Origin of the sequence: Bradyrhizobium cajani (assembly GCF_009759665.1) — a bacterium.
GTDB classification, from domain to species: Bacteria; Pseudomonadota; Alphaproteobacteria; order Rhizobiales; family Xanthobacteraceae; genus Bradyrhizobium; species Bradyrhizobium cajani.
In genome coordinates this window covers 170,901-192,888 of the sequence record NZ_WQNE01000004.1, presented here as the reverse complement: position 1 = coordinate 192,888, position 21,988 = coordinate 170,901, and the positions used below count along the sequence as shown (strand labels likewise).

Genomic DNA, 21,988 nt, shown 5'->3' with positions numbered 1-21,988 from the left:
GATGGATGGATTCCGGGCTCGCGCCCAAGAGGGCGCGCCCCGGAATGACGGATGTGGATAGGATGATCGATATGGCAATCGCCAGACGTGTCGCTGCTGACCATGAAACGACTAATCTCGCCGCCCGCGTCGACACCCTCGACTGGCCCCGGATCACCGCCGAACTCGACGCCCAGGGGAGCGCCGTCCTGAAGGGCCTGCTCACGCCGGACCAATGCCGCGACGTCGCCGCGCTCTATCCGGACGACGCACACTTCCGCAGCCGCATCATCATGGGTCGCCACGGCTTTGGCCGCGGCGAGTACAAATATTTCTCCTATCCGCTGCCCGATCTGATCGCACAGATGCGGCCGGCGCTCTATGCGCACCTTCAGGGCGTTGCCAACCGCTGGAACGAGGCGATGGGGATCGACATCCGCTATCCCGCAGCGCATGCCGCGTTCCTCAAGCGCTGCCACGAGGCAGGGCAAAACCGGCCGACACCGCTGCTGCTGCAATACGAGGCCGGCGACTACAATTGCCTGCATCAGGACCTCTATGGCGAGCACGTGTTCCCGATTCAGGTCGCGATCCTCTTGTCCGAGCCGGCGCGCGATTTCACCGGCGGCGAGTTCGTGCTGACCGAGCAGCGCCCGCGCATGCAGTCCCGCGCCGAGGTCGTGCCGCTGGCGCAGGGCGATGCCGTCGCCTTTGCCGTGCATCACCGCCCGGTGCAGGGGACACGCGGCACCTACCGCGTTAACATGCGCCATGGCGTCAGCCGGATCAGGTCCGGCCACCGCCACACGCTGGGTGTGATCTTTCATGATGCGAAATGAGTAAGGCTATTGACGGTGGATCTGTTCGATAGCGTTGCCGAGGCGCAGCCGTCGCGCGAGGAGATCGCCGATGGCGCCGTGCTGCTGCGCGGCTTCGTCAAGCCGATCGAGAGCGAGCTGATCGAGGCGGTGCGTGCCATCGTGGCGCAATCGCCGTTCCGGCGGATGACGACGCCCGGCGGCTATCAGATGTCGGTGGCGATGACCAATTGTGGCGAGCGCGGATGGATCACCGACCACACCGGCTACCGCTACGATCCGATCGACCCGCGCACCGGCGCGCCGTGGCCGGCGATGCCGCCGGTGTTTTGTGATCTGGCCCGCCGTGCGGCGGAGCAGGGTGGTTTCACCGGCTTCGCGCCCGATGCGTGCCTCGTCAACCGCTACGAGCCCGGAACGCGGCTATCGCTGCATCAGGACAAGGACGAGCTGGATTTCTCGGCGCCGATCGTCTCGGTCTCGCTCGGGCTGCCTGCGACCTTCCTGTTCGGCGGGATGGCGCGCGCCGACAAGCCGCGCCGTTTTCGGCTCGTCCATGGCGACGTCGTGGTCTGGGGCGGGCCGAGCAGGCTCGCCTATCACGGCGTCGCGCCGCTCGCCGACGGCGAGCACGCGCTGCTCGGGCGGAAACGGATCAATCTGACGTTTCGAAGGACGCGATGATGAAAAGAGTCGTTCCGGGGCGATGCGAAGCATCGAACCCGGAACCTCGAGATTCCGGGTTCGCGCTTTCGCGCGCCCCGGAATGACAAAAACTACGGCTTCGGCGGGTGAATGAACGCCCAGGGACTGACTTCCGAATCCCGCGTCACCTCGACCGAGATCAGATACGGCCCGCTATGGCTAAGCGCCTTCTCCATTGCCGCCTTGAACTGATCCGGCGCGGTGACGCGTGCAGCCGCAACGCCAAATGACTCCGCCAGCTTGACGAAATCCGGATTGACGAGATCGGACGCCACCACGCGGCCGTCGAAACGTTCGCGCTGGTCGCGGCGGACATTGCCATAGGCGTTGTTGTTGAACACCAGCGTCACCACGCCGATGTTGAACTGCACGGCGGTGGACAGCTCCTGCACGCCGAACATGAAGCCGCCGTCGCCGGTGATCGCCACCACCGGCTTGTCGGGATTGGCAACCTTGGCGCCAAGCGCGGTCGGGAAGCCCGAGCCGAGCGTGCCCTGATAGCCCGAGGTGATGAAGGTGCGCGGCTCGTAGACCGGAAAGCCGTACCAGGAGGCGAAGCCGACCTGGGATAGCTCGTCGGTGACGATCGCGTTCGCCGGCAGCACCTCGCGCAGGATGTCGAGATACGCCATCTGCGGCTGGATGCGCTGGATCTCCGCTTGTGCGGCGGCGGTGGCCTCGCGGATCTCTCCACGGCGGCCGCGGCTCCTCGCATAACCGGCCTTCTTCACCGCTGCGACGAGATCGGCCGTGCCGGCCTTGGCGTCGGCGACAACAGCGGTATCGGCGGCGAGCCGGCGCATCTCGACCGGATCGATGTCGATCCGAATGGATTTCAGTCCGTTCGGCCGATACGGCCAGCGGAAGCCCGAGGCCGGCAGCTCCGCGCGGGTGCCGATTGCGATCATCAGATCGGTGGTCGGCCACAGTCTGTAGGCGGCGGCCATGGTCAGCCCGAGCTCATGCGCGTTGGAGACGATGCCGCGGCCGCTGCGGAAGGCGACGACGGGCGCGTCGATCATCTCGGCGAGCTCGAGTATCTCCTCGCGCGCCTCGATCGCGCCGCTGCCGACGAAGATCATTGGCGCTTTGCTGTCCTTGATCAGCGCGGCCGCCTGCTTGATCATGTCAGGATCGGGCTGCGGGGCGGGCAGAGGCTCCAGCACCCGTGCGGCGGCGGTGTCCGCGCGCTGGGTGAAGACGTCCCAGGGCATTTCGACCGAGGCAGGGCCCCGCCGTCCCGACATCATCTCCTGGAACGCGCGCGCCACGACCGTCGGTGCGTTGCCGGGATATTCGATGCGGTCGGCCCATTTCACATAGGTGCGCAAGGTGGCGAGCTGGTCCGGCATCTCGTGCAGATGACCGCGTCCCTGGCCCAGAAACTGCGTCGGCACCTGGCCGGTGACGCACAGCACCGGTTCGTTGCAGCCGAAGGCGGTGAGCAGCGCCGCGCTGGCATTGAGCACGCCGGGGCCGGGCACGACGCTGAACACGCCGGGCCTGCCGCTGGAGCGCGCATAGCCGAACGCCATGTAGCCGCAGGCCTGTTCGTGCCGCGCGCCGATCACCTTGAGCTGGGCCTGGTGGAAGGCGTCGAACAGGCCGTAGACCTGCGCGCCCGGCAGGCCGAACACGGTGTCGACCCCGTGAGCAACAAGCCCGCTTACGATCGCTTCGCCGCCGGTGAGGGTCGTCATTGCACTATTCCACTTCCATTCTTGTTCAGGCTTCGTCGACGACGCCGTTGCGCAAGCGCCCGATGCCCTCGGCTTCGACCTCGATGACATCGCCGGGCTTCAGATAGCGCGGCGGATCGAACCGCGCACCGGCGCCGGTCGGTGTGCCCGTGACGATGATGTCGCCGGGGACGAGCGTTGCGAAGGTCGAGATATAGCTGATGAGATAGCGGAACGGAAACATCAGCCGGCCGGTACGATCGTCCTGCCTGAGCTCACCGTTGACATGCGTGGTCAGACGAATGTCCGCGATCTGCGATTCCTTGGTGTACGGCACGAGCCATGGGCCGAGGCTTCCGCTGGAATCAAAGTTCTTGCCTTGCGTGACGTTGAACTTGGCATGGCGCAGCCAGTCGCGCACCGAGCCTTCGTTGCAAAGCGTCAGCGCGGCGACGTGATCGAGCGCTGCGCTTTCGGCAATGTGCCGGCCTTGCTTGCCGATCACCAGCACGATCTCGCCCTCATAGTCGAGCTGCGCGGAGGCGCGCGGACGCACCAGAGGCGTGTCATGGCCGACGAACGAACGGAGCGAGCGCATGAACATGCTCGGATATTTCGGCGCGTCCTGGCCGTCCTTGTACTCGGCGTTACGATCGGGATAGTTGACGCCGATGCAGATGATCTTTTCCGGTGCGGGCACCGGCGGCAGCCAGGTGATGTCGGCGAGCGCGTGATCCGGGGTGCGGCCGGCGGCCTCCTCGGCGAAGCTTGCGAGTTTTCCGGCGGCGATCACCTCGCGCAGCGTCGGATGGTCCTTGGCGTGACGCGCGGAGAGATCGATGAGGCCGCCGTCCACGACGGCGCCATACTTCGTTGCACCCTTGACGGAATAGGTGGCGAGGCGAGGGAGGCTCATCAATCCGCCACCAGCACGTCGGCGACGAATTTCGGCTCGCGCACGGCCTGGCCGCTGAACGGCGAGCCCTGCTCGAACCAGGAGCGCGGCGCCGGCGCACCCCATAGCGTCTGGCGGCGCGGATCGCGCAGCGACCAGCGCAGCGGCTCGTGGTCGTGATCGCCGGTGAAGTAGTCGCTGGTGTAGAGCTCGAGGCGGTGGCCGTCGGGGTCGCGCACATAAAGGAAGAACGCATTCGAGATGCCGTGGCGTCCGGGGCCGCGCTCGATGTTCTTCACGAAGCCCTGCGAGGCCATGACGTCGCAGAGATGGATGATGTTCATCGCCGTCGGCGTCCAGTAGGCGAAGTGGTGCAGGCGAGGGCCCTTGCCGTTGGTGATCGCGAAATCGTGGACATTGCCCTTGCGATGCATCCAGGCAGCGGCGATGCGGCCGTTCGGCCCATCCTCTTCGGCATATTCGGTGAGACGGAAGCCGAGCCGCGCATAGAACTCGACGGTGTCCTGCACCTCGGCGGCGAAGACGTTGAAATGGTCGAGCCGCTGCGGATGGCAGCCCCTGTAGAGATCGTAGCGGCGGAGCAGATGCGGCCGGCGGTCCATCGCCGCATAGAGCTCGATCTGGAAGCCGAAGGGATCGGTGAATTGCAGGGTGCGGCCCTGGAACGGCTGGTCGACGAAGGCGTAGGCGAGACCGTTCTCGGACAGGAACGCGGCGGCCTTGTCGAGGTCCTTCTCGTTGCCGACCTTGAAGCCGAGCCGGGCGCAGGCCGGGGCGGCCGCCTTGCGCAGCACCAGCGAGTGATGCTGGTGCTCTTCCGCGGCGCGCAGGTACACGACGTTGTCGTCGGCGTCCTCGACATGCAGGCCGACGGTGGTCTCGTAGAATTCGCGGCTCAGCTTCAGATCGGTGACGTCGAGCACGACATGGCTGGAGCGGATGATGTTGAACGGCGGTTCGAAGACGTGTTGCGGTACGGGCATGTGCGTTTCCCTCTTTAGGCCCCGTCATTCCGGGGCGGCTCGCAGAGCCGAGCCCGGAATCTCGAGGTTCCGGGCTCTCCGGGCCGCGCTTGCGCGGTCCCGTCGCCCCGGAACGACGGTGGTTCTAAATTCCCAGTTTCTGAATCTTGTGCGTGCCCCGCGCCAGCGAGACGTGCTTGGTTTCCATGTAGAAGTCGAACGAATAGTCGCCGCCGTCGCGGCCGATGCCTGAGGCCTTCATGCCGCCGAACGGCGTCGGCAGATGGCGGACGTTTTCCGAGTTCAGCCAGATCATGCCCGCCTCCAGCGCGTCGGCGACGCGCAACGCGCGGCCCATGTCGTTTGTCCAGACATAGCCGGTAAGGCCATAGCGGATGTCGTTGGCGATCTCGATGGCGTCCGCCTCGTCGCGGAACGGCAGCACGGTGAGGAAAGGGCCGAACACCTCCTCCTGCGCCACGCGCATCTTGCCGTGCGCGCCGGTCACCAGCGTCGGCTCGACATAGTGTCCGCCGCCCGGACCGTCATAGGCCTTGCCGCCGACCGCGATCGTCGCGCCGTCCTGGCGCGCGACGTCGAAATAGGAACAGACCTTTGCCAGGTGCCGTTCGTGGATCAGCGGCCCGATCTCGGTCGCCGGGTCGAGCGGATGGCCGACCCGGAGCGCCTTCACGCGCGCGGTCAGCTTCTCCACGAACTTTTCGGCAATGCTGGCCTGGATCAGCAGCCGACTGGATGAGGTGCAGCGCTCGCCATTGAGCGAGTAGATCATGAACACGACGGCATCGAGCGCGCGGTCGAGATCAGCGTCGTCGAACACGATCACGGGGTTCTTGCCGCCGAGCTCGAAATGCACGCGCTTCAGGGTCGGTGCGCCCTGGATCATGATCGCCGAGCCCGTCGCGCTCTCGCCGACGAAGCCGATCGCCTTGATCGCGGGATGCTCGGTCAGCGCTTTGCCGGCCTCTTCGCCAAAGCCGTGCACTGTGTTGAGCACGCCGTCGGGAACGCCGGCTTCCTTGACCAGCCTTGCCAGGACCGCGGCCGTCACAGGCGACCATTCCGCCGGCTTGTGCACGACGGTGCAGCCCGCAGCGAGCGCAGGGGCGATCTTCCAGGTCGAGAGCATGAACGGCGTGTTCCACGGCGTGATCACGCCGACCGGGCCGATCGGCACGCGGGTGGAGACATTCCAGTGCTCGTCGCTCGGTGTGTTGAGGCCGTCGCGTGCCTCGGCGCATTTGTCGGCGAAGAAGCGGAAATTCTCGGCGGCGCGGATCGCGGCCTTGGCCATGAAGCGATAGGCCTGCCCGGTGTCGACGCATTCGAGCACCGCGATATCGTCGGCATTGTCCTCGATCGCGTCGGCGACGCGATGCAGCAGCTTGCGCCGCGTCGCAGGTCCCATGTCGCGCCAGGATTTGAAGGCAAGCGCAGCAGCCGTGGCCGCGCGATCGATGTCCTCGGCATTGCCGCGGGCGACGCTTGCGAGCGTGGCGCCATCGACCGGCGATTTCGTCTCAAAAGTCTCGCCGGAGATCGAGGGCACGATCTTGCCGTCGATCATGTGGCCGATGCCGTCGGCCCGCAGCCTCTTCAAGAGCGGCGCGACACGGTCGCGGTTGGCCTGGAACAAATCGGCTTTTGGGGTGGGCTTATCCATGGGCGGCTTCCGCTTTCAGGGCGTCGTGGATGTTGTTGCGCTTCCAGCTGGTGTCCTTGTCGTTGATCTGCATGTCGAACGACAGAGCGAATTTGCTGGCGGCGAAGACGGGATCGAGATGTTTGGAGAGCGCCTGGAAGACATGCTCGCCGGCCTTTTGGCGCGTCGGCAGGTCGCGGCCCTCGCCGATGCGCAGCACCATGTCGAGAAAGCCGTAGTCCTGCCGCGCGTCGGCGATCGCATAGTGCTCGCACCTGACGGCGCGCACGCGGATGCCGCCGAGCGGGAAGATGCCGGTCTCGCTAGCGGCCTTGCGCACGACTTCGCAAACCGCCGCGATGTCGAGGCGGTCATCGAGATTGGCCGAATATTCGATGGTGAAATGCGGCATCGCGGTTTCACTCCCTGTTTTTTTTGTTCGCCTAAGCGAAGTAACAGCTCACCGAGCCGTAGGCGCCATAGTCGGCTTGAATTGTGTCGCCCTTGCGGGTCTCGATCGGACGGATGAAGGACCCCGCGAGCACGACCTGGCCGGGCTCCAGCGCCAGCCCAAGCGGCGCGATCTTGTTGGCAAGCCAGGCAACAGCGGTGGCGGGATGATTGAGGACGCCGGCCGCAAGGCCGGTTTCTTCGAGCTGGCCGTTCCTGAAGCAGAGTGCGCCGATCCAGCGCAAATCAGCATCCAGCGGGCGGATCGGCCGCCCGCCGAGCACGATGCCGGCGTTGGCCGCATTGTCGGCGATGGTGTCGAAGATCTTCCGCGTCGCTTTCGTCGTGGGATCGACGCGCTCGATGCGCGTGTCCAGGATCTCCAGCGCCGGCACGACGAAGTCGGTGGCGTTGAGCACGTCGAATAGCGTGCAGTCGGGCCCTGCGAGGCGCTTGCTCATGACGAAGGCGAGTTCGGCCTCGACGCGCGTCGCGATGAAGCGCTCGGTCGGAATGATCCCGCCATCGGCGAAGAACATGTCGTCGAGCAGCACGCCGGAATCCGGCTCGTCGATATTGAGCGCGCTCTGCATCGCCTTCGAGGTCAGGCCGATCTTGTGGCCTTTGACGAGGCGTCCCTCGGCGATCTTGACGTCGACCCAGGCCTTCTGAATCGCGTAGGCGTCAGTGATGGTGATGTCGGGGAAATCCTGCGAGAGCTGCCGGATCTGCGTGCGGGTCTTCTCTGCCTGGTGCAGACGCCTCGCGCAAGCTTGGATATCGTCGTTGGAAAGCGCCATCTGAGATCTTACAAATCGTGGTGCCCGGAGATACTTAACATGTTAAGTGAATGCGTCAAACGGAATCTAGGCTTGCTGCACTGCGAAATTTTCGCGGTCTGAAAGGGCGTCATGACGAAGAGACCGGCCGATCCCGCCAACGGAAGCGCGCCTGCGGCACGTCAGGTGCCGATGCGCGATTTCTCGCGCTCTCTGCCGATGTCGCTGCTGCGGGCGCGCGAGGCGGTGATGCGGCAGTTCCGCCCCTCGCTGCGCGAGCATGGGTTGACCGAGCAGCAATGGCGCATCCTGCGCGCGCTCGCAGCGATCGAGGCCGCCGAGGTCACGGAACTCGCGCGCACGGCGTTCCTGCTCGGGCCGAGCCTGTCGCGCATCCTGCGCGACCTCGAAGGGCGCAATCTGATCGAGCGCAAGACCGCAAAAGCTGACCAGCGCCGCAGCATGGTCTCGATCTCGAAAGAGGGCGTGAAGCTGATGGCTTCGGTCGCGCCGACATCGGAAGCGATCTATGCGGAGATCACGCGACGCTTTGGCGCCCGCAAGCTCGCCGAGTTGCAGGACATGCTCGGCGAGCTCGAACAGAGTCTCGCAGGCCTCGGTGCGAGCGAGGAGGCAAGTGCCGAGGAATGACAGCCGCGCGGCAGCAACTATGGACATGGCCGGGCTTTTTAGCTCAAAGTGGCGCCCAAATGCCGGCCATATCGGCAGCGGCGGTGACCGGGGTCGATCAGGCACCGATTCCCGGCGATCCGGAGCGGAAAACCCGCGTGGAACGGACCCGAAACGGCGTCCCCTTGCCGGATGACACCTGGGCGGCAATAGTGAACACCGCCCGCGAGGTCGGCGTCAGCGAAGTCAGCATCCAGAGGGTGACCGCATAGGTCTTGCGCCATTGCGAGCGTAGCGCGGCGGTCCGGTTCGCGGTAACAGCTGGGTCGTGCTGTCGCGGCGCTCGTCATGGTGACGAAGGTTCAAACAACAAAGAAGGAAGGCAACGTGGCGAACAAGGTCAAGGAAATCTGGAAGTCGGGCAAGGCCGTGGTCAACGCGTGGCTCGCGATACCCTCCGGCTTCTCGGCCGAGATGGTCGCGCAATGCGGCTTCGACAGCGTCACCGTCGACATGCAGCACGGCGTGCAGGACTACCTCTCGATGGTCCAGTGCTTCCAGGCCATGGACAAGCACCCGATCACCCCGATGGTCCGCGTGCCCTGGAACGAGCCCGGCATCATCGGCAAGGTGCTCGACGGCGGCGCCTATGGCGTGATCTGCCCGATGGTCAACACGCCGCAGGAAGCCAGGAACCTCGTCTCCTATTCCAAATATCCGCCGAAGGGCGTCCGCTCCAACGGCCCGATCCGCGCCGGCATGTACGGCACCGCGGGCTCCTATCAGAAGACGGCCAACGACGAGATCGTGCTGCTGCCGATGATGGAGACCCGGACCGCGGTCGAGAACATGGAAGCGATCCTCGATGTCGAGGGCATCGACGGCGTCTATATCGGCCCGTCCGATCTCGGCTTCTCCTACGGCCTCGAGCCGAAGCTCGACCGCAGCGAGCCGGAGATCCTCGCGATCTACGACAAGATCATCAAGGAGTGCAGCAAGCGCGGCCTCAACCCGGGCATCCATTGCAGCGGCGCCGAAGGCGCGGCGCGCGCCATCAACATGGGCTTCAAGCTTGTGACGCTCTCGAACGAGGTCGGTCTGATGACGACCTACGCCAAGATGCAGGTGAATGCGACCCGCAAGGATTCGGGCGGCAAGGCCTAAGAACTCGCGAATGGCGAGTGGGGAGTAGCGAATGACGCTGCTCCCTTTTTCCATTCGCCACTCGCTACTCACCATTCGCCAAGGAGACACTCATGACCATCAGCCCCGTCATCCGCCTGCATCCCAATGATGGCGTGGTGATCGCGCGCGCGAGCCTGCCGCCCGGAACGGTGGTGGCCGATGGGGTGGCGGCGGTCGATCGCATTCCCTCCGGCCACAAGGTCGCGATCAAGCCGATCGCGGTGGGCGAACCGGTGATACGCTACGGCCAGATCATCGGCTTTGCCACGGTGCCGATCGCGCCGGGGCAGCACGTGCACGTGCAGAACTGCGGCATGGGTGATTTCGCCAAGGACTATGCCTATTGCGCCGACGTCAAGCCGACGCCGAACTTCGACCTGCCGGCGACCTTCGAGGGCATCCGCCGCCCGGACGGCCGCGTCGCGACGCGCAACTATATCGGCATCCTCACCTCGGTGAATTGCAGCGCGCATGTCGCCAGCCTCGTCGCCGACGTCTTCAAGAAGAATCCCTTCACCGGCGACAATCCGCTGGCCGATTTCCCCAATGTCGACGGCGTGGTCGCGCTGACCCACAAGACCGGCTGCGGCATGACGCAGAACGAGCCCCTGGCGCTGCTCCGCCGCACCCTCGGCGGCTATGCGCGGCACGTCAATTTCTCTCACGTCATCGTGCTCGGCCTCGGCTGCGAGGTGAACCAGATCGGCGGCCTGATGGAAGAGCAGAAGCTCGCCGGCCGCCTGCGCGCGATGGACATCCAGGAGGTCGGCGGCACCCGCAAGACGGTGGAGGCGGGCATCGCCTTCGTGCGCGAGGCGCTCGCTGACGCCAACAAGGTCAAGCGCGAAACGGTGCCGGCGAGCGAGCTCACCGTGGCCCTGCAATGCGGCGGCTCGGACGGCTATTCCGGCGTCTCCGCCAATCCGGCGCTGGGCGCCGCCAGCGATCTCATCGTCCGTCACGGCGGCACCGTCATTCTCTCTGAGACGCCGGAGACCTATGGCGCCGAGCATCTGCTGACGCGCCGCGCCGTCAGCCGCGAGGTCGGCGAGAAGCTGGTCGACCTGATGCGCTGGTGGGACGAATACACCGAACGCGAAGGCGCCGAGATGAACGCCAATCCGAGCCCCGGCAACAAGGCCGGCGGTCTCACCACAATTCTGGAAAAATCGCTCGGCGCGATGGCCAAGGCCGGCACCACCAATCTCGTCGAGGTGCTGCGCTATGCCGAGCCCGTGACCAAGCGCGGCTTCGTCTTCATGGATACGCCCGGCTATGATCCCGTAGCCGCGACCGGGCAGGTCGCCGGTGGCGCCAACCTCGTCTGCTTCACCACCGGCCGCGGCAGCGTGTTCGGCTGCAAGCCGGCGCCCTCGATCAAGCTCGCCACCAACACCCCCATGTACAAGCGCATGGAAGAGGACATGGACGTCAATTGCGGCACCATCCTCGAAGGCGAGGAGAGCGTCGAGCAATGCGGCCAGCGCATCTTCGATCTCATCCTGAAGACGGCGTCGGGACAGCCGACCAAGAGCGAAAGCTTCGATTTCGGCGGCGCCGAGTTCGCGCCGTGGGTGATAGGGGCGACGATGTAACGTGACTGCGTAGCCCGGATGGAGCGAAGCGCAATCCGGGACGGTTCAGGCCGCGGATGAAGAACCCCGGATTACGCTGCGCTCCATCCGGGCTACGGGGGCTACGGCGAATATTTCCTGGGCACGCACTGCCCGTTGTTAGTGCTTGATCGAGGTCATCTCAGGTGTTCTGCTCAAAAAAGCTGCTGGAGCACCGCACCCCGTGTCGATCTACGTCGCATTACACCACGTCACGCACTACAAATACGACCGCCCGATCGACCTTGGCCCGCAGACCATCCGCCTGCGGCCGGCGCCGCACACGCGCACGCCGATCCTGAGCTATTCGCTCAAGGTCACGCCATCCAATCATTTCGTGAACTGGCAGCAGGACCCCCAGGGCAACTGGCTCGCGCGCTACGTCTTCCCGGAGAAGACCACCGAGCTGAAATTCGAGGTCGACTTCACGGCGCAGATGACCGTGGTCAACCCGTTCGACTTCTTCGTCGAGCCCTATGCCGACAGCTTTCCGTTCGAGTATCCGAAAGATCTCAAGACCGAGCTCGCGCCTTATCTCGAGACCATCAAGCCCGATCGGCTGTTCGCGCAATATCTCGATACGATCCCGAATGAAGCCCCGAACACCGTCAACTTCCTGGTCGAGCTCAATCGCGAGCTCCAGAAGAAGATCCGCTACATCATCCGGATGGAGCCCGGCGTGCAGACGCCGGAGGAGACGCTGTCGTCCGGTGCCGGATCATGCCGCGACTCCGCCTGGCTGCTGATCCAGACCTTGCGTCATCTCGGGCTCGCGGCCCGCTTCGTCTCCGGCTATCTCGTCCAGATCCGGCCCGACATCGACCCGATCGAGGGGCCGCCCGAGGTGGAGAACGATTTCACCGATCTGCACGCCTGGGCCGAAGTCTACCTGCCGGGTGCGGGCTGGATCGGGTTCGACGCGACCTCCGGCATGCTTGCGGGCGAGGGGCACATCCCGGTCGCCGCCACGCCGCATTATCGCTCGGCCGCTCCGATCTCTGGCGGCGCCGGCTTTGCCGAGGTCGAGTTCGCTTTCGACATGAGCGTGAAGCGCATCCGCGAGGCGCCGCGCATCACCAAGCCGTTCTCCGACGAATCCTGGGCGCGGCTCAATGATCTCGGCGAGCAGGTCGACGGCGATCTCGCCGCGCAGGACGTGCGGCTCACCATGGGCGGCGAGCCGACCTTCGTCTCGGTCGACGATCTCGAAGCAGGCGAGTGGAACACCGAGGCTGTCGGCCCGACCAAGCGTGCGCTCGCCGACGATCTGATTCGCCGCCTGCGCAGTCGCTTCGCGCCGGGCGGCCTGCTGCATTACGGCCAGGGCAAATGGTATCCCGGCGAGAGCCTGCCGCGCTGGGCGTTCGGCCTGTACTGGCGCAAGGACGGCGTGCCGATTTGGAAGAACGCCGACCTCATCGCGAAGATCGAGAATCCGCGGCGGCCGCAGGTGAGTGATGCGCAAGCCTTCATGGAGGGCACAGCCGCGCGCCTCGGACTTGATCCCGGCTACATCATGCCGGCCTATGAGGACACCGCGCACTGGCTCCAGAAGGAGGCGGAGCTTCCTGTCAACGTCGATCCCACCGACTCCAAATTATCCGATCCGGAAGCACGGGCGCGGATGGCGCGTGTGTTCGACCAGGGCCTCGGCACGCCACGCGGCTTCGTGTTGCCGGTGCAGCGCTGGAACGCGCCGCCGCGCTGGCGCAGCGAGCGCTGGCAACTCCGGCGCAACCATCTGTTCCTGACGCCGGGCGATTCTCCTTTGGGTCTGCGCTTGCCGATCGGCTCGCTCGGCTACGTTCCACCTAACCAATACCCCTACATCGTCGAACGCGACCCGATGGAGCCGCGCGGCAAGCTGCCGGTGTTCAGCCTCGCGGCGCGTCCGGAATCGCCGCCGCGGGTCGCGCTTGAGCATCTCAACACGTCCGTCCCGGTGCGCACCGCGATGTCGGTCGAAGTCCGTGACGGTGTGCTCTGCGCCTTCATGCCCCCGGTCGAGCGCATCGAGGATTATCTCGAGCTGGTCGCGGCCCTTGAAGCCACCGCCGAGGAGATGCAGCTTCAGGTCCATGTCGAAGGCTATCCGCCGCCGTTCGATCCGCGCATCGAGGTCATCAAGGTGACGCCCGATCCCGGCGTGATCGAGATCAACATCCAGCCGGCGAAGAGCTGGCGCGACGCGGTCGACATCACCTCCGGCCTCTATGAGGATGCGGCCAAGGTTCGCCTCGGCGCCAACCGCTTCCTGGTCGACGGCCGCCACACCGGCACCGGCGGCGGCAATCACGTCGTGGTCGGCGGCTCCTCGCCGCAGGACTCGCCGTTCCTGCGCCGGCCCGATCTTCTGAAAAGCCTGGTGCTCTATTGGCAGCGGCATCCGTCGCTGTCCTATTTCTTCTCCGGCCTGTTCATCGGCCCGACCAGCCAGGCGCCGCGCATCGACGAGGCCCGGCACGACAGCATCTACGAGCTCGAGATCGCGCTGTCGCATGTGCCGCCGCCGGGCTACCAGACGCCGTTGTGGCTGGTCGATCGCCTGTTCCGGCATCTGCTGGTCGACATCACCGGCAACACTCATCGCGCCGAGATCTGCATCGACAAGCTCTATTCGCCGGAAGGGCCCACCGGGCGGCTCGGTCTCGTCGAATTCCGCGCGCTCGAAATGCCGCCGGATCCGCGCATGTCGCTGGCGCAGCAGCTCTTGATCCGCGCGCTCATCGCAAAATTCTGGCGCGAGCCGCAACACGGCAAGTTCGTGCGCTGGGGCACGGCGCTGCATGATCGCTTCATGCTGCCTCACTTCATCTGGCAGGATTTTCTTGACGTGCTTTCTGAGTTAAAGCAGTCCGGCTATCCCTTTGAGCCGGAATGGTATCTGGCCCAGCTCGAATTCCGTTTCCCCGCCTTCGGCCGCGTTCATCATGGCGGCGTGACGCTGGAATTGCGCCAGGCGCTGGAGCCCTGGCACGTGCTGGGCGAGGAGGGCTCGGCCGGCGGCACCGTGCGCTATGTCGACAGTTCGGTCGAACGACTTCAAGTAAAGGCCGAGGGCTTCGTCGAAGGCCGCCACATCGTGACCTGCAACGGCCGCCGGCTGCCGATGACCGCGACCGGCCGCTCGGCCGAGGCGGTGGCCGGCGTCCGCTTCAAGGCCTGGCAGCCGGCCTCCGGCCTGCACCCGACCATTCCCGTCCACGCGCCCCTGACATTCGACTTGATCGACACCTGGAACGGCCGCTCGCTCGGCGGCTGCGTCTACCATGTCGTCCATCCCGGCGGCCGCAGCTACGACACCAAGCCGGTCAACACCTATGAGGCCGAGGCGCGGCGGTTGGCGCGCTTCCAGGACCACGGCCATACCCCGGGCCCGATGCTGCCGCCGCCCGAGGAACGCACAAATGAGTTTCCGCTGACCCTCGACTTGCGGACACCGCTCCTGCAATGAGTATGATGGTGGGGCAGGGAGAGGCGCATGGGCGAGGGCGCAGCCGAACAGGACGACAAGGCGGGCAGGGCGCAAGGACAGCGTGAAGGCCAGCGCCGCCTTGCGCAATGGATTCGCGACTATAGCCGCCTGCCCGGCATCCCCGACGAGTTCCTGGGGCCCGACGGCGCCCCGCGCGCGGTCTGGAGCCGCTTCTTCGACGCCTTCGGCACGCTCGCGCCCGACGAGGCCGAGCGGCGCTTTGCCATGGCCGACCGCCATTTGCGCGAGGCCGGGGTCACCTACCGCGCGCCCGGCGACAGCGCCGACCGGCCGTGGTCGATCAGCCATCTGCCGCTGCTGATCGACGAGGCCGACTGGCAGCAGCTTTCCGCCGGCATCGCCCAGCGCGCCGAGCTGCTCGAGCTGGTGCTGCGCGACATCTATGGCGAAGGCCGCCTCGTTGCCGAAGGTGCGCTGCCTGCGGCTGCGATCGCCGGCAGTCCCGAATATCTCCGTCCCGTCTGCGGCGTGCCGCCGCCCGGCGGACGCTACCTCTCGATCTACGCCGCCGATGTCGGCCGCGGCCCCGACGGTCGCTGGTGGGTGCTCGGCGACCGCACCCAGGCGCCGTCGGGCGCGGGCTACGCGCTGGAGAACCGCCTGGTGCTCTCGCGTGCCTTCTCCGATCTCTACAAGTCGATGAACGTGCCGCGCGTCGCGCCGTTCTTCGAGGCGTTTCGCGACAGTCTGCGCGCGCGTGCCGACCGCGACGAGCCGCGCATCGGCGTGCTCACGCCCGGCAGCTTCAGCGAGACCTATTTCGAGCATGCGACGCTGGCGCGCTATCTCGGTTTCCTGCTGGTCGAGGGCGACGATCTCGCCGTCAGCGACAACCGTATCCACATCCGCACCGTCGCCGGGCTCAAGCGGCTCGACGTACTGCTCCGCCGCGTCGATTCCAGCTCGCTCGATCCGCTCGAGCTCGATGCCTCGTCGCGGCTCGGTGTCGCCGGCCTGATCGACGTGTTGCGCAAGGACGGCGTCGTCGTCGCCAACATGCCGGGCTCCGGCGTGCCGGAGGCGCGGGCGCTGCTCGGCTTCCTGCCGGCGCTGAGCCGCCGCCTGCTCGGCGAGGAGCTGAAGATGCCGCACATCGCGACCTGGTGGTGCGGCCAGCGCTCGGCGCGCGACGAGGTGCTGTCGCGGCTCGACGAGGTCGCGATCGAAGGCGCCTACCGGCGCGGCGTTCCCGGTTTCGACAGCACGGGGCCGGTGCTCGCGAGCGAGCTCGATGCGGGCGAACGCCAGCGCCTGATCGACGCCATCACCGCGCGCGGCATGGACTATGTCGGCCAGGAGGTGGTCCGGCTCTCGACCATGCCGGTGTGGGAGCAGGGGCAGCTCACGCCGCGCCCCTTCGTGCTGCGCGTGTTCGCGGCCGCCACGCCCGATGGCTGGGTCATCATGCCCGGCGGCTTCTGCCGGATCGCCGAGCGGGCTGATGCACGCGCGGTGTCGATGGGCGACGGTGCGCGCGCCGCCGATGTCTGGGTCGTTTCGGACAAGCAAGTCTCCACCGCGACGCTGCTGCCGGCGACCGACAAGGTGCGCATCCGCCGCATCGCCGGCGTGCTGCCGAGCCGCGCCGCCGACAATCTGTTCTGGCTCGGCCGCTATCTCGAACGCGCCGAGGCGACGCTGCGCCTGGTGCGCGCGCTGGGCTCGCCGAGTGGGCCCAACAAGGGCACCGCGGCCTCGCTGCAATCGGCCGAACGCATCCAGCGTCTGCTGGTGGCCTGGGGCGCGATCTCGCAGACGTCGCGCACCGCGCCCGGCCGCATCGTCGCCGAAGCGTTGCAGAGCCCGGAGCGATTCGGCTCGGCACTGTCGCTGGTCCGCGCGGCGCAGCGCACCGCGACCTCCTTGCGCGAGCGGCTGTCGCCCGACGCCTGGCAGGTCATCACCGAGATGGCCGAGCGACTCGCTTGGGAGGTCGAGGACGACGATAGCGTCGTCAGCGCGGCCGAGCTGACCTTGCAGGAGCTGGCGAGCTTCGCAGGCCTGGCGCAGGAGAACATGAACCGCGCCGCCGGCTGGCGTTTCCTCGACATCGGCCGCCGCGCCGAGCGCGCCATCAACACCACGCGCTTTGCGCGGCAATTTGCCTATGACGAGGCCGGCGACGAGGATCTCGACATCCTGCTGACGCTGGTGGATTCCCAGATCACCTACCGCTCGCGCTATCTGCTGGCGCCGATCCTGGCGCCGGTGCGCGATCTTGCGGTGCTCGACAGCTACAATCCGCGCTCGGTGGCGTTCCAGGTGGCGATGCTGAACGAGCACATCGTTGCGCTGCCGAGCCTGAAGGAGCATGGCCTGATCGAGCAGCCGCAACGGCTTGCGGTGGCGGTGCAGGCGATGCTGGCCACCGCCGAGGCCGAGAAGTTGGAGGTCAAGACCCTGTTCTCGCTGGAGCAGGACCTGCTCAGTCTCGCCGAGGCGATCGGGCTGCATTACTTCCCGCATGGTCCCAATGCCAGCCGGCCGGAAAAGCTGACGGGGCTGGCGTGATCTACGACATCCATCACGTCACTACCTACGAATATGAAAGTCCTGTCAGCTTCGCCCGCTGCACGCTGCGGCTGGAGCCGAAGAGCGGCAATGGCCAGGAGCTGATCTCGCACCATGTCGAGATCCGTCCACGCCCCGCCGAGCGTAATGTGCGGCGCGATTTCTTCGGCACGCTGACCGAGAGCGTGGTGATCGAGGCCGCGCATCGAAACTTGCGCATCGACTCGCGCTCGCGCGTTTCGGTCTCGCGACAGCCGCCGGCGCGCGATGCCTCGAGCCCGGCATGGGAGAGCATTCGCGACATTGCCTTCGAGGCGACGAGCCTCGGGCCGACCTCGCCCGTCGGCTATGTCTTTGCGAGCCCGCTGGTGCCGGTGCTGCGTCCGGTCAGCGCTTATGCGGCTTTGAGCTTTGCGCCCGGCGCGGGCATCCTCGCCGGCGCCGTCGATCTCATGCATCGCATCCGGACAGATTTTCGGTACGATCCCAAGGCGACGGTGATCTCGACGCCGCTCGGCGAGGTCTTCGACAAGCGGCACGGCGTCTGCCAGGACTTCGCCCATGTCATGATCGCAGGTCTGCGCGGGCTCGGCCTGCCGGCGGCCTATGTCAGCGGTTACTTGCGCACCATTCCGCCGCCGGGCCAGCCGCGCCTGCAAGGCGCCGACGCCACCCATGCCTGGGTGTCGCTGTGGTGCGGAGCTGAGCTCGGCTGGATCGATTTCGATCCGACCAACGATCTCCTGGTCGCCAATGACCATATCGTGCTCGCGGTCGGGCGCGATTTTTCCGACGTCTCGCCGGTCGATGGCATCATCGTCGGCTCGCCGAAGCAGAAGCTCGGCGTCGCCGTGGACGTGCTCCTGGTGGATTAACAGCAGACTTGCTCCAGCCGCCAGGGGCGTATCGGGCGCATGCCGCAACTGTTATGTCGCACAGCACAAGAGCAACATATTTCCGTATTTTCAATCCGAAGTTTGATGACCAGGCCCAAGATGGGCTATGCTGGTCCGTGCGTCGAAGACAAGAACGAGACGTCGGGAGTTGGCGTGGGACACCGCCGACAAGCGGGGCTGCATCCATGATGACGTTACCGAGACTGGCGGCGGAAACCCTGGAGAAGATGCTGGGCTCGTTCATGCGTCGCCGGTACGACGAGTCCTATGCCAGGGTGCTTGAGGGCTCGACGCGAACCGCGATGGAATGCATCGGCAACAGCGACGCGCTGTACCACAACATCGAGCATACGATGCTGGTGACTCTGGCCGCGCAGGCGATCCTCACGGGACGTAATCTCCATGCGCATCTTGCGGCGGAGGACTACCTCCATATCCTGATCGCCTGCCTTGCCCACGACATCGGCTATGTCCGCGGCCTGTTTCCGGAGGATGATGAAGACGGTTTCATCATCGACGAGGCCGGGACCAAGGTGTCGCTGCCGCGCGGCGCCTCGGATGCCAGTCTGATGATGTATCACGTTGATCGCTCGAAGCTGTTCGTGCGGCGGCGGCTGCCGCCGGTCCGCGGCCTCGACCCTGAGCGCATCGCCCGCGCCATCGAGGGGACGCGCTTTCCGGCCCGCGAGGGGCAGGAGTATGACGATGAGGCCTCGATCCTGCGCGCGGCCGACTTCATCGGCCAGCTCGGGGATCCCAATTATCTGCGCAAGGCCAATGCGCTCTATTACGAGTTCGAGGAGGTCGGCATGAACCGCCAGCTCGGCTACGATTCGCCCGCCGACATCGTGAACCGCTATCCACAGTTCTACTGGAACAGCGTCGCACCGCACATTCAGACCGAGATCGGCTACCTCAACAAGACCGAGATCGGCCGGCAGTGGATCGCCAACCTCTACAGCAACGTGTTCCGCGCCGAGCGCGACATCTCGCTGTCCGGCCCGCAGAAATAGGTCGGGCCTTGTAGCCCGGATGGAGCGCAGCGTAATCCGGGGCCGGTGCCTGCTGTGGGAATCCCGGATTGCGCTGCGCTCCATCCGGGCTACGGCCTCCCAAATCCGTGAGCAAATCATGCAACAAAAAACCATCACCACGGACATCCTCGACATCGCCTATCTCGAATACGGCACGCCGGATGGCTGGCCCTGCATCATGGGCCACGGCTTCCCCTACGATGTGAACGCCTACGCCGAGACCGCGCCGATCATCGCGGAGGCGGGCGCGCGGATGCTGGTGCCCTGGCTGCGCGGCTATGGGCCGACGCGGTTTCGCTTCCCCCAGACGCTGCGCTCCGGCGAGCAGGCGGCGCTGGGCGCCGATCTCCTTGCCTTCATGGACGCGCTCGGCATCACGCGCGCCGTCGTCGGCGGCTATGACTGGGGCGGACGCGCGGCCTGCGTGGTCTCGGCGCTGCATCCGGAGCGCGTGATCGCCCTCGTTTCCGGCAATTCCTACAATATCCAGAACATCGCCCGCGCCATGGAGCCGGCTTCGCCGCCGGAGGAGGCTGCGCTGTGGTATCAATATCTCTTCCACAACGAGCGCGGCCGCCGCGCGCTGGAGCGCAACCGCCGCGGCTTTGCCCGCCAACTCTGGTCGATGTGGTCGCCGACATGGGCCTTCGACGACACGACCTTCGAGAAGAGCGCGATCTCGTTCGACAATCCCGATTTCGTCGACGTCGTGATCCATTCGTATCGCCATCGCTACGCACTGGTCGCGGGCGATCCCGCCTATGCCGGAATCGAGGCGGCGCTTGCGGCGCAGCCGCCGATCCGCGTTCCGACCATTGCGATCGACGGCGACAGCGACGGCGTCAATCCCGGCACCGCCCATCACGCGCGCAAGTTCGAGGGCTTCTTCGAGCGGCGCGTCTTCGCCCGCGCCGGTCATAATCTGCCGCAGGAGCGGCCCGCCGAATGGGCGCAGGCCGTGCTCGACGTTCGCACGGCGGCTGCACGGTCCTGATTTTCGCGAAGGCGGGAACTTTTCGCTGCTGGCGCCGTCCAAATCCTGAGCTGCACATTAAGCTGCCAGGGAGATGACCATGGCCGAGGACAACAAGCCGAGCGGACCCGACCTGACCAAAGGCGTGTCGCTGACCGCGTTCAAGGACGGAAAATTGCTCGGCCATGTCGGCGAGGAGGATGTCCTCCTGGTCCAGGCCGGCAACGAGATCTTCGCGATCGAGCCTTCTTGCAGCCACTACCACGGCCCGCTCGTCGAAGGTCTGGTGGTCGGCGACACCATCCGCTGCCCCTGGCATCACGCCTGTTTCTCCTTGCGGTCAGGCGAGGCCACCCGCCCGCCCGCGTTGAACGCGCTGGCGGTATGGGAGGTGACGCGCGACCGGGATAGGATAATCGTTCAGCGCAAGCGCGAGACACCGAAGCCGTCAGCGGCTCATCGCAGCGCACCGACGCCGGAAAGATTCGTCATTGTCGGCGGCGGCGCAGCCGGCTTCGCGGCGGCCGAGACGCTCCGGCGCGAGGGCTTTGCCGGCGCCATCACCATGCTCAGCAATGACGGCGCGATGCCGGTCGACCGGCCGAATCTCTCCAAGGATTACCTCGCCGGCAACGCGCCGGAGGATTGGCTGCCGCTGCGCGGCGACGACTATTATCAGGACGCCGGCATCGACCTCAGGCTCAACACCAACGTGTCCGCCGTGGATGCGAAGACGCGCAGCGTGACGCTGGGCAATGGTGACAAGCTGCCGTTCGACCGGCTGCTGCTTGCGACCGGCGCTGAGCCGGTCAAATTGCAGATTCCGGGCGCGGACCAGCCGCATGTCCACACCTTGCGGTCCGTCGCCGACAGCCGCGCCATCATCAGGGCCGCGGGCAGCGCCAGGCGTGCGCTGGTGATCGGCGCCAGCTTCATCGGCCTCGAAGTTGCGGCCTCCTTGCGGGCGCGCAAGCTGGAGGTCCGCGTGGTCGCGCCCGAGGAGCGGCCGATGCAGAAGGTGCTCGGCCCCGAGATGGGCGATTTCGTTCGCGCGCTGCACGAGGAAAACGGGGTCAACTTCCACCTCGAGGACACCGTGGAGAAGCTCGACGGCATGCGCGCGACGCTGAAGAGCGGCGTGGTGATCGAGGCTGACCTCGTCGTGGTCGGCATCGGCGTCAAGCCGCGCCTTGCGCTCGCCGAGCAGGCGGGGCTTGTGGCCGACCGCGGCCTCAGCGTGAGCGAATATCTGGAGACCAGCGTGTCCGGCATCTTCGCGGCCGGCGACATCGCGCGCTGGCCAGATCCGCATTCGCGGCAAACCATCCGCGTCGAGCACTGGGTGGTGGCGGAACGGCAGGGCCAGACCGCGGCGCGCAACATGCTCGGCAAGCGCGAGCGCTTCGACGCCGTACCGTTCTTCTGGTCGCAGCACTACGACGTCCCGATCAACTATGTCGGCCACGCCGAGAGCTTCGACGACATCGCGATCGACGGCAGCATCGAAGGCAAGGATTGCCTGCTGAAGTACCGCAAGGGCGGACGCGTGCTGGCGGTCGCCTCGATCTATCGCGATCTCGACAACCTCAAGGCCGAGCTCGAGATGGAGCGGTTGCGCGCCTGAAGCGTCGCATTCGATCTTGATTTGCGTCAATGTTGCTGCCGGCCATGGCTGCTCTGCTGGCTGTCGTCCGGTTAA

Annotated in this window: 17 protein-coding genes and 1 pseudogene; 12 read left to right on the top strand and 6 right to left on the bottom strand. The window is 66.0% G+C overall.

The genetic code is table 11. The features are described 5' to 3' along the window. Positions 1-71: 71 nt before the first annotated feature. Positions 72-818, top strand: a complete 747-nt coding sequence (locus GPL20_RS07820) for a 2OG-Fe(II) oxygenase (RefSeq protein ID WP_157329017.1) — start codon at positions 72-74, stop codon at positions 816-818. A gap of 9 nt (positions 819-827) precedes the next feature. After that, entirely contained in the window at positions 828-1,481 is a 654-nt protein-coding gene (gene alkB, locus GPL20_RS07815; RefSeq protein WP_157329016.1) for a DNA oxidative demethylase AlkB, read from the top strand. 92 nt (positions 1,482-1,573) lie between these two features. On the opposite strand, the gene GPL20_RS07810 is transcribed toward alkB, so the two are convergent. The 6 genes from GPL20_RS07810 to hpaH all read right to left on the bottom strand — a co-directional run bounded on the left by GPL20_RS07810 (position 1,574) and on the right by hpaH (position 7,972). After that, positions 1,574-3,202, bottom strand: coding sequence for a thiamine pyrophosphate-dependent enzyme (locus tag GPL20_RS07810; RefSeq protein WP_157329015.1), 1,629 nt, complete (start codon positions 3,200-3,202; stop codon positions 1,574-1,576). Positions 3,203-3,227: 25 nt separating this feature from the next. Then, positions 3,228-4,097 carry a fumarylacetoacetate hydrolase family protein gene (locus GPL20_RS07805; RefSeq protein ID WP_157329014.1) on the bottom strand — a complete coding sequence of 290 codons (870 nt, stop codon included), beginning with the start codon at positions 4,095-4,097 and terminating at the stop codon, positions 3,228-3,230. Beyond that, positions 4,097-5,080, bottom strand: coding sequence for a 3,4-dihydroxyphenylacetate 2,3-dioxygenase (gene hpaD / locus GPL20_RS07800; RefSeq protein WP_157329013.1), 984 nt, complete (start codon positions 5,078-5,080; stop codon positions 4,097-4,099). Before hpaD ends, GPL20_RS07805 begins: the two co-directional genes overlap by 1 nt. Before the next feature lie 124 nt (positions 5,081-5,204). Then, the gene (gene hpaE / locus GPL20_RS07795; protein WP_157329012.1) at positions 5,205-6,743 is read right to left on the bottom strand and encodes a 5-carboxymethyl-2-hydroxymuconate semialdehyde dehydrogenase; all 1,539 of its coding nucleotides are present in this window, start codon (positions 6,741-6,743) and stop codon (positions 5,205-5,207) included. Then, positions 6,736-7,134: a 5-carboxymethyl-2-hydroxymuconate Delta-isomerase gene (locus tag GPL20_RS07790; RefSeq protein ID WP_157329011.1), complete on the bottom strand. Its 399-nt coding sequence runs from the start codon at positions 7,132-7,134 to the stop codon at positions 6,736-6,738. Before GPL20_RS07790 ends, hpaE begins: the two co-directional genes overlap by 8 nt. A gap of 31 nt (positions 7,135-7,165) precedes the next feature. Beyond that, positions 7,166-7,972, bottom strand: coding sequence for a 2-oxo-hept-4-ene-1,7-dioate hydratase (hpaH, locus tag GPL20_RS07785; protein ID WP_157329010.1), 807 nt, complete (start codon positions 7,970-7,972; stop codon positions 7,166-7,168). 111 nt (positions 7,973-8,083) lie between these two features. On the opposite strand from hpaH, the gene hpaR reads away from it, so the two are divergent. The 10 genes and pseudogenes from hpaR to GPL20_RS07735 all read left to right on the top strand — a co-directional run bounded on the left by hpaR (position 8,084) and on the right by GPL20_RS07735 (position 21,913). Continuing rightward, entirely contained in the window at positions 8,084-8,602 is a 519-nt protein-coding gene (gene hpaR / locus GPL20_RS07780) for a homoprotocatechuate degradation operon regulator HpaR (RefSeq protein WP_157329009.1), read from the top strand. Positions 8,603-8,685: 83 nt separating this feature from the next. After that, positions 8,686-8,853: pseudogene (locus GPL20_RS07775) on the top strand (malate dehydrogenase); the annotation flags it as partial. A gap of 115 nt (positions 8,854-8,968) precedes the next feature. After that, positions 8,969-9,745, top strand: a complete 777-nt coding sequence (locus GPL20_RS07770; RefSeq protein WP_254126294.1) for an HpcH/HpaI aldolase family protein — start codon at positions 8,969-8,971, stop codon at positions 9,743-9,745. Positions 9,746-9,837: 92 nt separating this feature from the next. Next, positions 9,838-11,361 (top strand): UxaA family hydrolase, encoded by a 1,524-nt coding sequence (locus GPL20_RS07765; RefSeq protein WP_157329007.1) that lies wholly within the window; start codon positions 9,838-9,840, stop codon positions 11,359-11,361. A 202-nt stretch (positions 11,362-11,563) separates the two neighbouring features. Beyond that, on the top strand, positions 11,564-14,833 hold the full coding sequence (locus tag GPL20_RS07760) for a transglutaminase family protein (protein ID WP_254126290.1): 3,270 nt from the start codon (positions 11,564-11,566) through the stop codon (positions 14,831-14,833). A gap of 27 nt (positions 14,834-14,860) precedes the next feature. Then, a complete protein-coding gene (locus GPL20_RS07755; protein ID WP_157329006.1) occupies positions 14,861-17,386 on the top strand; it encodes a circularly permuted type 2 ATP-grasp protein in 2,526 nt (841 codons plus the stop codon). Continuing rightward, on the top strand, positions 17,383-18,261 hold the full coding sequence (locus GPL20_RS07750; protein ID WP_254126079.1) for a transglutaminase family protein: 879 nt from the start codon (positions 17,383-17,385) through the stop codon (positions 18,259-18,261). Before GPL20_RS07755 ends, GPL20_RS07750 begins: the two co-directional genes overlap by 4 nt. 206 nt (positions 18,262-18,467) lie before the next feature. Further along, positions 18,468-19,295: an HD domain-containing protein gene (locus tag GPL20_RS07745; RefSeq protein ID WP_157329005.1), complete on the top strand. Its 828-nt coding sequence runs from the start codon at positions 18,468-18,470 to the stop codon at positions 19,293-19,295. A 118-nt stretch (positions 19,296-19,413) separates the two neighbouring features. After that, positions 19,414-20,310, top strand: a complete 897-nt coding sequence (locus GPL20_RS07740; RefSeq protein WP_157329004.1) for an alpha/beta fold hydrolase — start codon at positions 19,414-19,416, stop codon at positions 20,308-20,310. Between the two features lie 79 nt (positions 20,311-20,389). Further along, complete coding sequence (locus tag GPL20_RS07735) at positions 20,390-21,913, top strand: FAD-dependent oxidoreductase (protein WP_167532939.1); 1,524 nt, start codon at positions 20,390-20,392, stop codon at positions 21,911-21,913. Positions 21,914-21,988 lie beyond the last annotated feature (75 nt).

What these genes read in the sequence shown, in the direction of transcription:
- GPL20_RS07820 (WP_157329017.1), top strand. Translation starts at nt 72, where the DNA reads ATGGCAATCGCCAGACGTGTCGCTGCTGACCATGAAACGACTAATCTC.
- GPL20_RS07745 (WP_157329005.1), top strand. Translation starts at nt 18,468, where the DNA reads ATGATGACGTTACCGAGACTGGCGGCGGAAACCCTGGAGAAGATGCTG.
- hpaH (WP_157329010.1), bottom strand. Translation starts at nt 7,972, where the DNA reads ATGGCGCTTTCCAACGACGATATCCAAGCTTGCGCGAGGCGTCTGCAC.
- GPL20_RS07740 (WP_157329004.1), top strand. Translation starts at nt 19,414, where the DNA reads ATGCAACAAAAAACCATCACCACGGACATCCTCGACATCGCCTATCTC.
- GPL20_RS07790 (WP_157329011.1), bottom strand. Translation starts at nt 7,134, where the DNA reads ATGCCGCATTTCACCATCGAATATTCGGCCAATCTCGATGACCGCCTC.
- GPL20_RS07735 (WP_167532939.1), top strand. Translation starts at nt 20,390, where the DNA reads ATGGCCGAGGACAACAAGCCGAGCGGACCCGACCTGACCAAAGGCGTG.
- hpaE (WP_157329012.1), bottom strand. Translation starts at nt 6,743, where the DNA reads ATGGATAAGCCCACCCCAAAAGCCGATTTGTTCCAGGCCAACCGCGAC.
- hpaR (WP_157329009.1), top strand. Translation starts at nt 8,084, where the DNA reads ATGACGAAGAGACCGGCCGATCCCGCCAACGGAAGCGCGCCTGCGGCA.
- GPL20_RS07805 (WP_157329014.1), bottom strand. Translation starts at nt 4,097, where the DNA reads ATGAGCCTCCCTCGCCTCGCCACCTATTCCGTCAAGGGTGCAACGAAG.
- hpaD (WP_157329013.1), bottom strand. Translation starts at nt 5,080, where the DNA reads ATGCCCGTACCGCAACACGTCTTCGAACCGCCGTTCAACATCATCCGC.
- GPL20_RS07810 (WP_157329015.1), bottom strand. Translation starts at nt 3,202, where the DNA reads ATGACGACCCTCACCGGCGGCGAAGCGATCGTAAGCGGGCTTGTTGCT.
- GPL20_RS07765 (WP_157329007.1), top strand. Translation starts at nt 9,838, where the DNA reads ATGACCATCAGCCCCGTCATCCGCCTGCATCCCAATGATGGCGTGGTG.
- GPL20_RS07755 (WP_157329006.1), top strand. Translation starts at nt 14,861, where the DNA reads ATGGGCGAGGGCGCAGCCGAACAGGACGACAAGGCGGGCAGGGCGCAA.